Genomic DNA, 13,282 nt, shown 5'->3' with positions numbered 1-13,282 from the left:
GGACCTCCCCGTCAGGCCGTGGTCCGCACGCCGCGCCCGGACTGCGACAGGGCACGCAGCGGGTCGACGAGCTGGCGGGCGGAGCGGACGAGCAGCGACCGGGCGACGGGACGCTCGACGCGGCCCCCCAGCACGTCGGCGGCGCGCGTGTCGTCCGCGAGCTGACCGAGCACCGTGCCCGGCAGGCCGTCGTGCGCGAGGAGACGGGCGAGGTCACCGGCCGAGGTGCGGTCGCGGCTGTCGGCGACCAGCACGACGGCCACCTCGGGCGTGCGCAGGTTGGTCTCGCGGAGCTGCGCGAGCCAGCGCACCCGCTCGCGGACGTGCGCGAACGACTCGATCCGGGGCCGGGCGACGAGCACGAGCACGTCGGCGGCCTGCACGAGCGGCAACGTGGGGCTCGTCGGCGAGACCCGCCCGACGTCCACGAGCACGTCACGACCGGGCCAGCGCGCGAACGCCCCCGCGACCTGCGGGAGCACGGGACCGATGCCGGCCATCTGGTCGGGCGTCGAGACCCCGCAGATCACCTCGAGGCCGCCCTCGACCTGCTGCAGGTGGTCCTCCAGCGGCCGCTCGCCGAGCCCGCGCCGCGCGTCCGCGGCGAGCGAGAGCAGACCACGGTCGGGGTCGAGCGCACCGTCGTCCGGGCGGCGGGCGAGCAGCGCGAGGTCACCACCGGCGGGGTCGGCGTCGACGAGGACGACGTCCTGCGGCCACACCGCCGCGAGCACGCGCGCGGTCGTCGTGGCCCCGGGCGCGCCCTTGGCCGAGCCGACGGCGAGGAGCACGTCAGCCCTCCTCGGCCGTGACGGGCGTGCCGCGCTCCACCAGCACGACCGCGAGCCGGCTCTCGGCCGCGAGCCCGGCGACGGACGCACCCGCGTCCTCGTCGACGATGAGCGTCGCCGTCGTCACGCTGGTGCCGGCGCTGTCCCCGGCCTGGACGGTCGAGCTCACCAGGGCGTCGGGCACGACGACCTCACCCTGGCCGTCGCCGACCCTCACGAGCTGCACGATGTCGCCCGGCTGGAGGCCGGACGCGGGCACCCGCCCGGCGGCGAGGGCCGCGCCGACCGCGACCTTCCCGTCCGTGAGCGTGCTGAGCCGCGTCAGCATGGTGGTGTCGAGCAGCTGACCCGCGCTGACGGGGCGCCGCGCGTACTGCCCCACGACGAGCTCCTGCTGCGACGCGGGCACGAGCAGCGTGCCCTCCGACGCGACCGGCGTGGTCCCCAGCGCGTCAGCCGTGATCTCCTCGCCGGCGCCGATGTCGCGGGCGGCGACCAGCACCGGCACGCGGGCGTCGGCCCGCAGCGCGAGCAGGCCGGCGACGGCGGCACCGCCGACGATCAGCAGCACCGCGAACGCGGCCAGGAGCGGGCGGCGCTCGCGAGGGGGCGGCGGCAGGCGGTCGCCGCGCGCGGGCGCTGCCGGGCGCGCGCCACGGGCCCGTCGGTCGACGCCCGCGTCGGTGGCGGGTCCTGTGTTCACCGTCATGGGGTGACGCGTCCCTCACGCTCGCTGGTCTCGGACGCGACGACTATAGGCGTAGATGCACCCGAAACGGACAGAGCGGTCACCTGGTCGGCCCTGTGGATAGCATCGGCTCGCGCGGCCCGGCGTGAGCACGCCCGAACGCCCGACGAGAAGGGCTCCACCATGCACCGAACCGTTGCGTCGAACCCCGCCTCCGGGCGGGACGTCCCCCGGGCGGAGGACGCGCGGTGAACCACGCCACGCCCGCGACGGCGGCGATCGCGCCCTGGCCGCGCGTGACGGCGGTCGTGCACTCGGGCACCACCGCGACGCTGATCGTCAACGACGTCGAGCGCACGTGCGAGGCCCCCAGCGAGGAGCGCCTGCGCACCGGCGTGCTGGCCCGGGCCACGGCGGTGGCGGGGACCGTGGGCCGGCCGGTCCGGCTGCGGCTGGCCGCCGCCGGCAGCACGCAGCTGCTCGCAGTGCGCTCCGACGGCGCCGTGCACCGGCTCGCCGACGACGGGACCATGGACGCGGCCCGCCTCTCCGCGCCCGCCGACGCGGGGTGCCGCCGCTGCGGCACGCAGCAGCCGCTGACCGCGACGACCTGCCCCCGGTGCGGCACCCTCGAGCCGCACCGGGTCGAGCGGTCGCCGTTCCCGGTGCTCGACGCCGCCGACCTGACGCTCCCGGACGCCGCCGTCGCCGCGCACGTGCACGCCCGCGCCACGTCGAGCGGCCGCGGTGCCGCGCCGTCGCTCGTGGTCCGCGTCGAGGGCGGCCCGGCGCGGACCGTCACCGGCGCGGTCGCCCTCGGGCGCAACCCCGCGGCCGCGCCGGGCCGGACACCCGTGGTCGTGCACAGCCCGGGCACGCTGGTGTCCAAGACGCACGCGATCATCGAGGTCGACGCGGGCGGTGTGGTGCGCGTGACGGACTGCCGCTCCACCAACGGCACGACGCTGCTCGGCGACCCGCCGCTGCCGCTGAGCCCGGACCAGCCGCACGTCGTGCCGCCGGGCGTCGCCGTGCGGATGGGTGACGTGACGGTGCACGTCGAGGCCGTGGGGACCGGCGCCGACCGGTCCTGACGCGCCGGCCGCGGGGCGCCGACCGGCTGAGCGCCGACCGGCTCAGCGCCGCCCGGCCTCGCCGTCGGCCAGCCCGGCCAGCATCGCGTTGTACTCGTCGAGCTCGGCGTCGCCGTCGCGGTCGACGCGCCGGTCGCGGCGCCGCGCCGTGCGCTCGTCGTCGCGCGTCCACTGCACGGCCACGACCACCGCGAGCGCCAGCGTCGGGATCTCCCCGATGCCCCACGCGATGGACCCGCCGATCTGCTGGTCGCGGATGGCCGAGGCCCCCCACGGGCGACCCGTCAGGCCGAACCAGTCCGCCACCAGCAGCCCCTCGCCACCGACCAGCGCGACGCCGAAGAACGCGTGGAACGCCATGGTCGCGAACAGCAGCAGCAGCCGCATGGGGTACGGCGGGCGGGTGGGGCCGGGGTCGACGCCCGCGAGCGCGTTGACGAACAGGTACCCGGCGAGCGTGAAGTGCACGATCATCGCCAGGTGCCCCACCGGGGAGCGCAGCGACCACTCGAACAGCCCCGAGTAGTAGAAGAGGACCATCGAGCCGGCGAAGTTCACGGCGGCCACCACGGGGTGGGCGAAGAACCGGCCGACGTGGCTGTGCACGAGCGTGAGCACCCACTCGCGCGGGCCGCGCGAGGCGTCGTCCCGCAGCGCGGCCGCCCGGGCGGGCACCGCGCGCAGCAGCAGGGTCACGGGCGCCGACAGCGCCACGAACAGCGGCACGACCATGACGAGCACCATGTGCTGGATCATGTGCGCGCTGAACAGCACGTGCCCGTAGACGGACGGCCCGCCGGACGTCGTCCAGGCGAACAGCAGCATGCCGGTGACCCACGACGCCGTGCGCACCCAGGACCAGGGGTCGCCGCGCCGCCGCAGGCGCCGCACCCAGCGCAGGTACACGACGATCCCGGCGGCCGCGGCGCACGCCATGAGCACGTCCCAGCGCCACTCGGTGAGCCAGCGCAGCGCCGTGGGCTCGGGCGGCAGGGGGTGACCCGTGAGGACGTAGGCGGGTGACGTGTCCGTCACCGGTGCGTCGGGCACCGGCGGCGGGGAGGAGCCCAGCGCGACCGCGACGCCCGAGACCGCCCCCATGACCGCGAGCTCGACGAGCACCACGCGCCAGAACAGCAGCCCGCCGCGGGGTCCGGCCAGCCGCGGGATGGTCGCGCGGCGGTGCGCGAGCCCCAGCAGCGCCAGGGCCGCGAACAGCGCGATCTTCACCAGCAGCAGCACGCCGTAGCGGGTCTGCAGACCCTCCCAGCCGCCGACGCGCAGCACGCTGTTGACGACGCCCGAGACGGCCACCCCCGCGACGCACCACCCGGCGACCACCGAGTAGCGCGCGACGGCGGGCACCACGTCGCTGCCCAGGCGGCGCACGAGCACCGCGAGCGCGGCCAGCGCGCCGATCCACACGGCCGCGCTGACCAGGTGCAGCACCATCGCGGACGTCGCCAGGTCGTGGCTCGCGGCGCCGGCGGCGTGGCCGGTCTGGCCCAGCTGCCACAGCGCGACCAGCGACAGGGCGGCGGTCCAGGCGGCGCCCGTGGGCGTGGCGACCACCAGGGACAGCGCGGTCACCACCGCGGCGACGGTCGTGACGGACAGCAGGGTGCGGCCCAGGTCGATCTGCGTGACGAACAGCGCGAGCTCGTCACCGAACGACGGGGCCGTGGGCGGGACCCCCGCGACCGACGCGTACGCGAGCACCAGGTGCACGACCGACAGGACGGTCCACGCACCGGCGGCGACCCCGGCCAGCACGAGGCTGCGGGGGTAGGCCGAGCCGTCAGCGGCGGGCCGGTCGGACCCGGGCGTGCGGGCGGGCGCCGAGGTGCGGCGCGGCAGCACGCACACGGCCAGCAGCAGGGCACCGACCGTCAGGGACGCGGCCAGCTCGGTGAGCGTCTCGACGACGGGCAGGCCCCACCGCACCAGGGCACCGGGGTCCCCGACGAGCACCGCCGCGGCGCTCCCGGTGAGGGCCACCCCGGCGAGCACCGCTGCGACGCCGGTCGCCGCGAGCACTCCGAGGGCACCACGCGGCACCGGGTTCACGTGCTCCTCCACGCGGACAGCCTAGGCCGGTTCCGAGGGCACCCCGGGCGGCGGTCGTCGCCCCCGCGACGCGGGTGCGTCAGCGCGGCGACGAGCCGTCCGGCCCGTCCGCGTCCGTCGACGCCCCGGGCGTCGTCGCGCGGCGCCGGGCGGCGAGCACGACACCACCGCCGACCAGCGCGGCCACCGCGAGCGCCGGCACGACCCACACCCAGGGCGCCACACCCTCGTCCTCGGCGAGCTCCCCGGGCGGGGTCGCCGTGGCCGTGAACACGTCGGTCGACTCGTCAGCCGCGGGGGCCTCCGGCGTGGGGTCCGCCTCCGCACCCTCGGTCGGTGCCGGCTCGGCGGGGAGCGGCTCGAGGACCGGCGACGCGTCGGTCGCCGTGAAGCCGAAGGTCCCCGACAGCGGGTGGCCGTCCGCCGACGTCACCCGCCAGTCGACGGTGTACGCACCGGCGGGCAGCGTCTCGACGAGCGGCTGGACCACCGAGGAGTCGACCAGCTGCACCGGGCCGTCGCTGACGACGACCCCGTCCGGGCCCGTCACCACGACCTGGGTGCCCAGCTCCATGGCGGGCTGGTCGAACGTCAGCGTCACCTGCGGGGGCGCGGCCGCGACCGTCGAGCCGTCCGCGGGGTCGGTGGACCGCAGGGTGTTGTGCGCCGCCGCGGGCGACGCCACCAGCACGGCGAGCACCAGCGCGAGGGCCAGGGCGAGGGCGGCGGGCCGCCACCCCGCACGGGCGACGGAGGTCGGGACGACGGACGGCACGGGGACCACCTCTCCTGCGGGGACGACAGCGCCCCGATCCCATCACGGACCCGTGACCGACGACGAACCCGCCCGTCTCATGCGGCGAGCGGCGGGCGGCCCGGCCCCGACGGGAGCGCACCCGACGGCCGGGGCCGTCGACGGCCGGGCACGACCAGCACCGACCCGGCGAGCGCGGCCGTCAGCGCCGCCGTCGCCGCGACCGCGACCGCACGGGAGGCCATGGCGGGCGACGGCGCGGGGGGACGGTCGTCCTGCGGTGCGGCGGGCGGACCCCCGGCCGCCTGCGCACGGTCGGCCGCCGCGACGAGGCCCGCCACGGTGTGGGGTGCGTGCGGGTCGTCCGGGTCCAGGCCCGCCGCCGCGAGCGTGGGGCCGTCGAGCCCCGCCGTGACGAGGGCGTCGAGGTCCGTGCCGGCCGCACGCACGGCGTCGAGGTCGACGCCGGCCGCCACCAGGGGCGTCAGGTCGACCGCCGCGGCGGGCGCACCGCCGTGGTCGGCGTGACCCGCGACCGGGACGGTCCCGGCGTCGGCGACGGGTGCGGCGAGCAGCACGAGGACGGGGTGCAGGGCGACCGCCAGGGCGGCGGCGGCGAGGGCGGCCGCGGCGCGCGCGACCGGCGACGACCCACCGGCCCGCACCACCAGCGCCCGTGCGCCCAGCACCCCGGTGACCAGCACGAGCGCGCCCAGCGCGGCCAGCACGGCGGGTCCGGGCACGTGCCCACCGGCCAGGCAGTGGCCGACCAGGCCCCCGGCGAGCACGGCAGCGGTCAGGCCGGCCCCGCGGACGAGCGCCTGCGGGGTGCGGCCCGCGGCGAGCGTCGTCTCGTCGGCCGGCACCCGCCGAACATCACGTGCGGCGTGGGCGCGGTCCAGTGACCGAATCGTTTAGCCCCCGGGCGACCGCGACCGCGGCCGGGCACCGGCCGGGACCGGCCACCGCCGCGGCCGTCAGCCCCAGACCAGCGCCTGCGCGGGGTCGGCCAGCACGGCGGCGACGTCGGCGAGCACGCGGCTGCCCAGCTCACCGTCGACGAGCCGGTGGTCGAAGCTCAGCGCCAGCTGCGTGACGTGCCGGGGCTTCACCTTGCCCTTGTGCACCCACGGCTGCTGCCGGATCGCCCCGAACGCGAGGATCGCCGACTCCCCGGGGTTGAGGATGGGCGTGCCCGTGTCGATGCCGAAGACCCCGACGTTCGTGATCGTGATGGTGCCGTCGGACATGTCGGCCGGCGACGTGCGACCCGCGCGCGCCGTCGCGGTCAGCTCACCCAGCCCGCGCGCCAGGCTCAGCAGGTCCAGCCGGTGCGCGTCCTTGATGTTGGGCACCACCAGGCCCCGCGGCGTCGTGGCCGCGATGCCCAGGTTCACGTAGTGCTTGTAGACGATCTCCTGCTGCTCCTCGTCCCACGACGCGTTGATCTCCGGGTGCCGGTCGACCGCCAGGAGCAGCGCCTTCACGGCGATCAGCAGCGGGGTCACGCGCACGTCGGCGAACTCCCGGTCGGCCCGCAGCCGCTCGACCAGCTTCATGGTCCGCGTCACGTCGACGGTGTGGAACACGGTCACGTGCGGGGCGCTGAAGGCGCTCGACACCATCGCCTCGGCGGTGCGCTTGCGCACCGACTTCACCGGCACGCGCGTCTGGCGCCCGTCGGGGCTGACCGTGCCACCGGCCGCCCAGGGGCGGTCGTCGCCGGGGTACGTCGCCAGTGCGCGGCCCTCGGCGCGGACCGCGTGCGCCAGCACGTCCTCGCGCGTGACGATGCCCCCGGGGCCCGTCGGGGTGACGGCGTCGAGGTCGACGCCCAGGTCGCGGGACAGCTTGCGCACCGGCGGCTTGGCCAGCGCGTGCTGCGCGCCGGCGGGCCGCGGGGGCGCCTCGGGCCGCACGGCCGGCGCCGCCGCGCGCACGGGGGCGGCGGCGGGTGCGGCGGCGCGCGGGGCGGCGGGGGACGTCGCCGCGGCAGCGGCACCGCCCGCGTCGGCACCGCCGGCCGCCGCGCCGGCCGCACCGGTCACCGCCCGACGGGGGCGTCGCGCCGACCCGCCGTCCGCCACGCCGTACCCGACGAGCACCGCCCCGGACCCGCCGCCGGTGGCGGGCGCACCGCCCGCGTGCCCGTCCGCGCGGGTGACGGGCACCTGCAGCTCGTCGCGCGCGGCCCCGACCTCGTCCGCACCGCCGGGCTCGGACGACGAGCGGCTGGGGTGCGGGTGGTGGGCGCGCACGCCCTCCGCGTCGGCACGGGCGTCACCCGGGCCCGCGGGCTCCGGAGCAGCACCGTCCGGGTCCACGTCCACCTCGATGATCGGCGTGCCGACCTCGACCGTCGCCCCCGGGTCGACGAGCAGCCGCGTCACGACGCCCGTCCACGGGCACGGCAGGTCGACCAGCGACTTCGCCGTCTCGATCTCGACGATCGTCTGGTTCACCTCGACACGGTCGCCGACGGCGACGTGCCACGTGACGATCTCGGCCTCGGTGAGGCCCTCACCGGCGTCGGGCAGGGGGAACTGCTGGTACGTGGGCACGCGGGGTCTCCGAGGGGTCAGAACGCGAGGGTGCGGTCGACGGCGTCGAGCAGCCGGTCGAGCCCGGGCAGGTAGTCGTGCTCGATCTTGGAGACCGGGTACGGGGTGTGGAACCCGCCGACACGCAGCACGGGGGCCTGCAGGTGGTAGAAGCACTCCTCGGTGATGCGGGCCGCGACCTCGGCGCCCGACCCGTAGAGCACGGGCGCCTCGTGCACGACGACGCAGCGGCCCGTGCGGCGCACGGAGGCGGCGATCGTCGCGGTGTCCAGCGGGGAGATGGTGCGCAGGTCGACGACCTCGATGCTCGTGCCGTCGGCCGCGGCGGCCGCGGCGGCCTTCAGCGCGGTCGCCACCGTCGGGCCGTAGGCGACGACCGTGACGTCCGTGCCCGGGCGTACCACCCGCGCGTGGTCGAGGTCGGCCGGGCCGCCGTGCGGCGCCGGCAGCGGCGCGTCGAGGTCGACGTCGCCCTTCTCCCAGTACCGGCCCTTGGGCTCGAAGAAGATCACGGGGTCGGGCGACGCGACGGCCTGCTGGATCATCGTGAACGCGTCGGCCGCCGTCGCCGGTGACACGACCCGCAGGCCGGGCGTGTGCGCGAACAGCGCCTCGGGCGACTCGCTGTGGTGCTCGATGGCGCCGATGCCGCCGCCGTAGGGGATGCGGATGACGACGGGCAGCCTCAGACGCCCCCGCGAGCGGTAGTGCATCTTGGCCAGCTGGGTCGTGATCTGGTCGAACGCCGGGAAGACGAACCCGTCGAACTGGATCTCGCACACCGGCCGGTACCCGCGCAGCGCCAGGCCGATCGCGGTGCCGACGATGCCGGACTCCGCCAGCGGCGTGTCCACGACGCGGTCCTCGCCGAACTCCGCGAACAGCCCGTCGGTGACGCGGAAGACCCCGCCGAGCCGCCCGATGTCCTCCCCCATGAGCAGCACGCGCGGGTCGTTCGCCAGCGCGCGTCGCAGCCCGAGGTTGAGGGCCTTGGCCATCGGCAGCCGCTGGGTGCCGGTCGGGAACGGCGCCGGGGCGGGTGCCGGCGGCAGGTCGGTCGTGGGTGCGGTGCGCTCGCCCGTCACGGTCATCGGTGTCCCCCTGCCGTCTCGCGGCCGTCGTGGTCGACGAACGACTGCTCGTACTGCGTGAACCAGGCCCGCTCGGCGTCGACGACGGCGTGCGGCGTGGCGTAGACGTGCTCGAACATGCTCGGCGACGCCGGGTGCCCCATCGCGCGGACGGTGGTGCGGATGTGCTCGCCGAACGCGTCGGACTCCGCGGCGAGCTGCGCCTGGAAGACCTCGGGCAGCTCGCCCGTGCGCTCCAGGTGCACCCGCAGCCGCTCGATCGGGTCGCGTCGACGCCAGCGCTCCTCCTGCTCCGAGGTGCGGTAGCGGGTCGGGTCGTCCGACGTGGTGTGGGCGCCCATGCGGTACGTGAAGGCCTCGACGAACGTCGGGCCGCCGCCGCTGCGGGCGCGCTCCAGCGCCTGGCGCGTCACCGCGTACGACGCGAGCACGTCGTTGCCGTCGACGCGCACGGACGGGATGCCGAAGCCCGGGGCGCGGTCGGCGATGGGCACCCGGGCCTGGCGCGTCGTCGGCTCCGAGATCGCGAACTGGTTGTTCTGGCAGAACAGCACGACCGGCGCCTGGTTGACCGACGCGAAGACCAGGGCCTCGCTGACGTCGCCCTGGGCGGTGGCACCGTCGCCGAAATACGTGACGACGGCGGTGTCGCGGGTCGGGTCACCGGTGCCGACGAGGCCGTCGCGCTGCACGCCCATCGCGTACCCGGTCGCGTGCAGCGTGTGCGAGCCGATGACCAGCGTGAACAGGTGGAAGCCGTGCGCGGCCGGGTCCCAGCCACCGTGGTCGACGCCGCGGAAGAGCCGCAGCAGGTCGGTCATCTCCAGGCCGCGGACGTGCGCGACGCCGTGCTCGCGGTACGACGGGAACACGTGGTCCTGCGGGGCGAGCGCGTGGCCGGAGCCGACCTGGGCCGCCTCCTGGCCGAGCGACTGCGCCCACAGGCCCAGCTCCCCCTGCCGCTGCAGGGACGTCGCCTCGGTGTCGAACCGCCGCGTGAGCACCATGTCGCGGTACATCGCACGCAGGCGGTCGGCGTCGAGGTCGGCGGCCCACGCGTCGTACTCGGGGTGGTGCACGCGCTCGCCGGTCGGGGTGAGCAGCTGGACGAGGCCCTCGTCGGTCAGGGGTCCCTCGGCCGCGGGAACGGTCGTGCTCACGCGGTTCTCCTTCGCCTGGGGTGCGAACCTACGTCAGCGTAGGCTACGGATGCGTAGGTTCCGCCGGGGAGGTCCCGACAACGCTGGTGCGACGTGTTTGTCGGATCCCCACACCCTCGGCAGCCTGCCCGAGCCGCGGAGGCCCTGCACTGCGACACCCCGGCCGCACGTGACGTCGCAGCGGTGGCGGGCACCGGTGCGATCGGCCACCCTCGGGGCTGTCGACCACCCCGGGAGGTGCCGTGACCCCTGACCTCACCGCCCCCGCGGCGCGCCGCCGCTCCGCCGCCGCCGCGGGCCTCGTCGGCGCCGGCGTCATGGCCGCGGTCGACGAGATCGTGTTCCACCAGGTGCTCGCCTGGCACCACTTCTACGACCGCGGCACCCCGGACCTGGCGCTGCTGTCCGACGGGTTGCTGCACGCCGCCGAGCTCCTCGCGCTCGTCGCCGGGTTCTTCCTGCTCGGTGACCTGCGACGACGCGGTGCGCTGGTGGTGCGGGCCGCCTGGGCCGGCGTCCTGCTCGGGGCCGGCGGGTTCCAGCTGTTCGACGCGGTGGTCGACCACAAGCTGCTGCGGGTGCACCAGATCCGGTACGGCGTCGACCTGCTCCCCTACGACCTGGCGTGGACCGCGAGCGCCGTCGTCCTGCTGCTGGCGGGGGCCGCGGTGTGGGCGTCCGCGCGGCGCGCGGCACCGGAGGGGGGCGGCCCGTCGGGGAGCCGGGCGTCCGGGGGCACGACGGGAGGCGGGACGCCGGGGCGGGACGCATGACACCGGGCACGGCGCCGGACCCCGCCGTGCTCGCGCACGCGGGGCACGGCACCACCGCGGCCGCATGGGGACCGGACGCCGTGGCGGCCGCGCTGCTCGCCGCCGCCCTGGTCGCCGGGTACGTGCTGGCGGCCCGGCAGCACGGTCGCCGCGTGCTGCGACCGTGGCCGGGGCACCGCACGGGCGCCTGGGTGACCGGGTGCGCGCTGGTGGCCGTGGCGCTGTCCCCCGTGCTCGCGGTCGTGCCCGGCGACGCGAGCCGGCACATGGTGCAGCACCTGCTGGTCGGCATGCTCGCCCCCCTGGCGCTCGTGCTGGCGGCCCCCGTGACGCTGCTGCTGCGCGTGGCGACCCCCGGGGTGCGACGGGTCGTGGGGGGCGTGCTCGCGGCACGGCCCGTGCACGTCCTGTCGCACCCGGTGACGGCGGCCGTGCTGCACGTCGGCGGCGTCGCGGTGCTCTACCTGACGCCGCTGTACGCCCTGACGACCCGGTCCACCGCGGCCCACGTCGCCGTGCACGTGCACGTCCTCGCGGCGGGGTACCTGTTCGCGTGGGCGCTCGCGGGGCCCGACCCGGCACCGCGCCGGCCGGGGACCGCGACGCGCCTCGTCGTGCTGGTGGTCGCCGGGGGCGCGCACGCCGCGCTCGCCAAGCTGCTGTACGCGCACGCGGACCGGCTGCCGCCCGGGGCGGTGCACCCGCCGGGCGACGTCGAGGTCGCGGCGCAGTGGATGTACTACGGCGGGGACGTCGCCGAGGTGCTGCTGGCGGTGGCCGTGCTGGCCGCCTGGTACCGCGCCGGTGCGCGACGGGCGGGTGGCACGGCTCGGCGGGTCACGGCGAGTAGCGTCCCAGCGACCGCAGCCGCTCGTTCTCCTGGAGCACCGGCCACCGGCTGAACGCGAACACCAGGAACATCACGAGGTTGAGCACGGGGACCAGGCCCACCAGCACCCACCAGCCGGAGTACCCGGCCTTCTGGATGATCCGCACGTAGGCGATCAGCATCACCACGTACACGGTGAGGACGACGGCCAGCCCGACGCTGCCCGCGAGCCAGTCGGTCCACTCCGTCGCGGTCTCGGTGGCGTCCGACGTGTCGACGGCCGCCGGTACCCAGGTCAGCACGGTGTCCATGCCTCCCATGGTGCTGCGGGCACCGAGGGACGGCGACCGGAACGCCGCGCACCCGTCAGCGGGGCGCGTGCTCCTGCGCCACCTCGAGGAAGATGTCGGTCGCCTCGCGCTCGCCGACGCTCACGCGCACGCCGTCGCCCGCGAACGGCCGGACCAGCACACCGGCGCGGGCGCAGCGCTCCGCGAACGTGACCGTGCGGTCGCCCAGCGCGAGCCAGACGAAGTTGGCCTGGCTGTCGGGCACCGCCCAGCCCTGCGCGTGCAGACCGGCGAGCATGCGGGTGCGCTCGGCGACGATCGCCTCGACCCGCACGAGCAGCTCGCGCTCCGCGCGCAGGGACGCGAGCGCCGCGAGCTGGGCGACGTGCGAGACCCCGAAGGGCGTCGAGGCCGTCCGGATCGCCGCGGCCAGCCGAGGGCGGGCCACGGCGTACCCGACACGCAGGCCCGCGAGCCCGTACGCCTTGGAGAACGTGCGCAGCAGCACGACGTTCGGGTGCTCCGCGAACAGGGCGAGGGCGTCCGGCGCCTGGGCGTCCCGCACGAACTCGACGTACGCCTCGTCGAGCACCACGAGCACGTCGCGCGGCACCGCGGCGAGGAAGTCCCGCAGCTCGGCGTCGCGCACGGCCGGGCCCGTGGGGTTGTTGGGCGTGCACACCAGGACCACGCGTGTGCGGTCCGTGACGGCAGCCGCCATCGCCGGCAGGTCGAGACGACCGTCGGGCAGCACCGGGACGCGCACCTGCTCGGCGTGGGCGAGCGTCACCGCGATCGGGTAGGCCTCGAACGACCGCCAGGGCAGCACGACCTGGTCGCCGGCCTCGCACACCGCGGTGAGGACGTGGCCCAGGACGGCCACCGAGCCGGTCCCTGCGACCACGGACGCGGGCACCACGGCGAGGCGGTGCGCGATCGCCTCGGTCAGCTCCGTGGCGTACATGTCCGGGTACCGGTTGACGTCGACGGCGGCGTCCGCGATCGCGGCGACCACGGACGGCAGCGGCGGGTACGGGTTCTCGTTCGACGACAGCTTGTACGCGGCCGCCCCGACGGCGGCGCGGGCGCCCGGCACGTACGCGGGCAGGTCGGCGAGGGCACGGCGGAGGGGGACGCGGCTCACGCCCGTCAGCATGCCACCGCGAGCCGGCCGGCCGCGCCGT

At 76.6% G+C, this 13,282-nt stretch carries 13 protein-coding genes; 3 read left to right on the top strand and 10 right to left on the bottom strand.

Features of this window, described 5'->3' with window-relative positions; translation table 11 throughout:
* Positions 1–11 precede the first annotated feature (11 nt).
* Positions 12–791, bottom strand: coding sequence for a P-loop NTPase family protein (locus BMZ16_RS00900; protein ID WP_089797630.1), 780 nt, complete (start codon positions 789–791; stop codon positions 12–14).
* A 1-nt stretch (position 792) separates the two neighbouring features.
* Positions 793–1,494 carry an SAF domain-containing protein gene (locus tag BMZ16_RS00895; protein ID WP_177199545.1) on the bottom strand — a complete coding sequence of 234 codons (702 nt, stop codon included), beginning with the start codon at positions 1,492–1,494 and terminating at the stop codon, positions 793–795.
* 233 nt (positions 1,495–1,727) lie between these two features.
* Between BMZ16_RS00895 and BMZ16_RS00890 the strand changes: the two genes are divergently transcribed.
* On the top strand, positions 1,728–2,573 hold the full coding sequence (locus BMZ16_RS00890) for an FHA domain-containing protein (protein ID WP_089797626.1): 846 nt from the start codon (positions 1,728–1,730) through the stop codon (positions 2,571–2,573).
* A gap of 42 nt (positions 2,574–2,615) precedes the next feature.
* On the opposite strand, the gene BMZ16_RS00885 is transcribed toward BMZ16_RS00890, so the two are convergent.
* From BMZ16_RS00885 to pdhA, 6 genes are all read right to left on the bottom strand, one after another.
* On the bottom strand, positions 2,616–4,652 hold the full coding sequence (locus BMZ16_RS00885) for a bifunctional copper resistance protein CopD/cytochrome c oxidase assembly protein (RefSeq protein ID WP_089797625.1): 2,037 nt from the start codon (positions 4,650–4,652) through the stop codon (positions 2,616–2,618).
* A gap of 67 nt (positions 4,653–4,719) precedes the next feature.
* Positions 4,720–5,415: a copper resistance CopC family protein gene (locus tag BMZ16_RS00880; protein ID WP_177199544.1), complete on the bottom strand. Its 696-nt coding sequence runs from the start codon at positions 5,413–5,415 to the stop codon at positions 4,720–4,722.
* 77 nt (positions 5,416–5,492) lie between these two features.
* Entirely contained in the window at positions 5,493–6,260 is a 768-nt protein-coding gene (locus BMZ16_RS00875) for a hypothetical protein (protein WP_089797621.1), read from the bottom strand.
* A 111-nt stretch (positions 6,261–6,371) separates the two neighbouring features.
* Positions 6,372–7,955, bottom strand: coding sequence for a dihydrolipoamide acetyltransferase family protein (locus BMZ16_RS00870; RefSeq protein WP_089797619.1), 1,584 nt, complete (start codon positions 7,953–7,955; stop codon positions 6,372–6,374).
* Between the two features lie 17 nt (positions 7,956–7,972).
* Positions 7,973–9,046, bottom strand: coding sequence for an alpha-ketoacid dehydrogenase subunit beta (locus tag BMZ16_RS00865; RefSeq protein WP_304441030.1), 1,074 nt, complete (start codon positions 9,044–9,046; stop codon positions 7,973–7,975).
* The gene (pdhA, locus tag BMZ16_RS00860) at positions 9,043–10,206 is read right to left on the bottom strand and encodes a pyruvate dehydrogenase (acetyl-transferring) E1 component subunit alpha (RefSeq protein WP_089797617.1); all 1,164 of its coding nucleotides are present in this window, start codon (positions 10,204–10,206) and stop codon (positions 9,043–9,045) included. Before pdhA ends, BMZ16_RS00865 begins: the two co-directional genes overlap by 4 nt.
* A 242-nt stretch (positions 10,207–10,448) precedes the next feature.
* Between pdhA and BMZ16_RS00855 the strand changes: the two genes are divergently transcribed.
* Both BMZ16_RS00855 and BMZ16_RS00850 read left to right on the top strand, forming a co-directional pair.
* Complete coding sequence (locus BMZ16_RS00855) at positions 10,449–10,979, top strand: DUF2243 domain-containing protein (RefSeq protein ID WP_255366280.1); 531 nt, start codon at positions 10,449–10,451, stop codon at positions 10,977–10,979.
* A complete protein-coding gene (locus BMZ16_RS00850) occupies positions 10,976–11,881 on the top strand; it encodes a cytochrome c oxidase assembly protein (protein ID WP_089797615.1) in 906 nt (301 codons plus the stop codon). The genes BMZ16_RS00855 and BMZ16_RS00850 overlap by 4 nt, the downstream gene beginning before the upstream one ends.
* Here the strand turns inward: BMZ16_RS00850 and BMZ16_RS19615 are convergent.
* A complete protein-coding gene (locus BMZ16_RS19615) occupies positions 11,817–12,119 on the bottom strand; it encodes a DUF805 domain-containing protein (protein WP_089797614.1) in 303 nt (100 codons plus the stop codon). The genes BMZ16_RS00850 and BMZ16_RS19615 overlap by 65 nt on opposite strands.
* Before the next feature lie 55 nt (positions 12,120–12,174).
* Entirely contained in the window at positions 12,175–13,254 is a 1,080-nt protein-coding gene (gene hisC / locus BMZ16_RS00840) for a histidinol-phosphate transaminase (RefSeq protein ID WP_089797612.1), read from the bottom strand.
* Between the last annotated feature and the right edge of the window lie 28 nt (positions 13,255–13,282).

Origin of the sequence: Cellulomonas sp. KH9 (genome assembly GCF_900114185.1) — a bacterium.
Lineage (GTDB): Bacteria > Actinomycetota > Actinomycetes > Actinomycetales > Cellulomonadaceae > Cellulomonas.
This window is presented reverse-complemented; position numbering and strand designations above follow the sequence as displayed.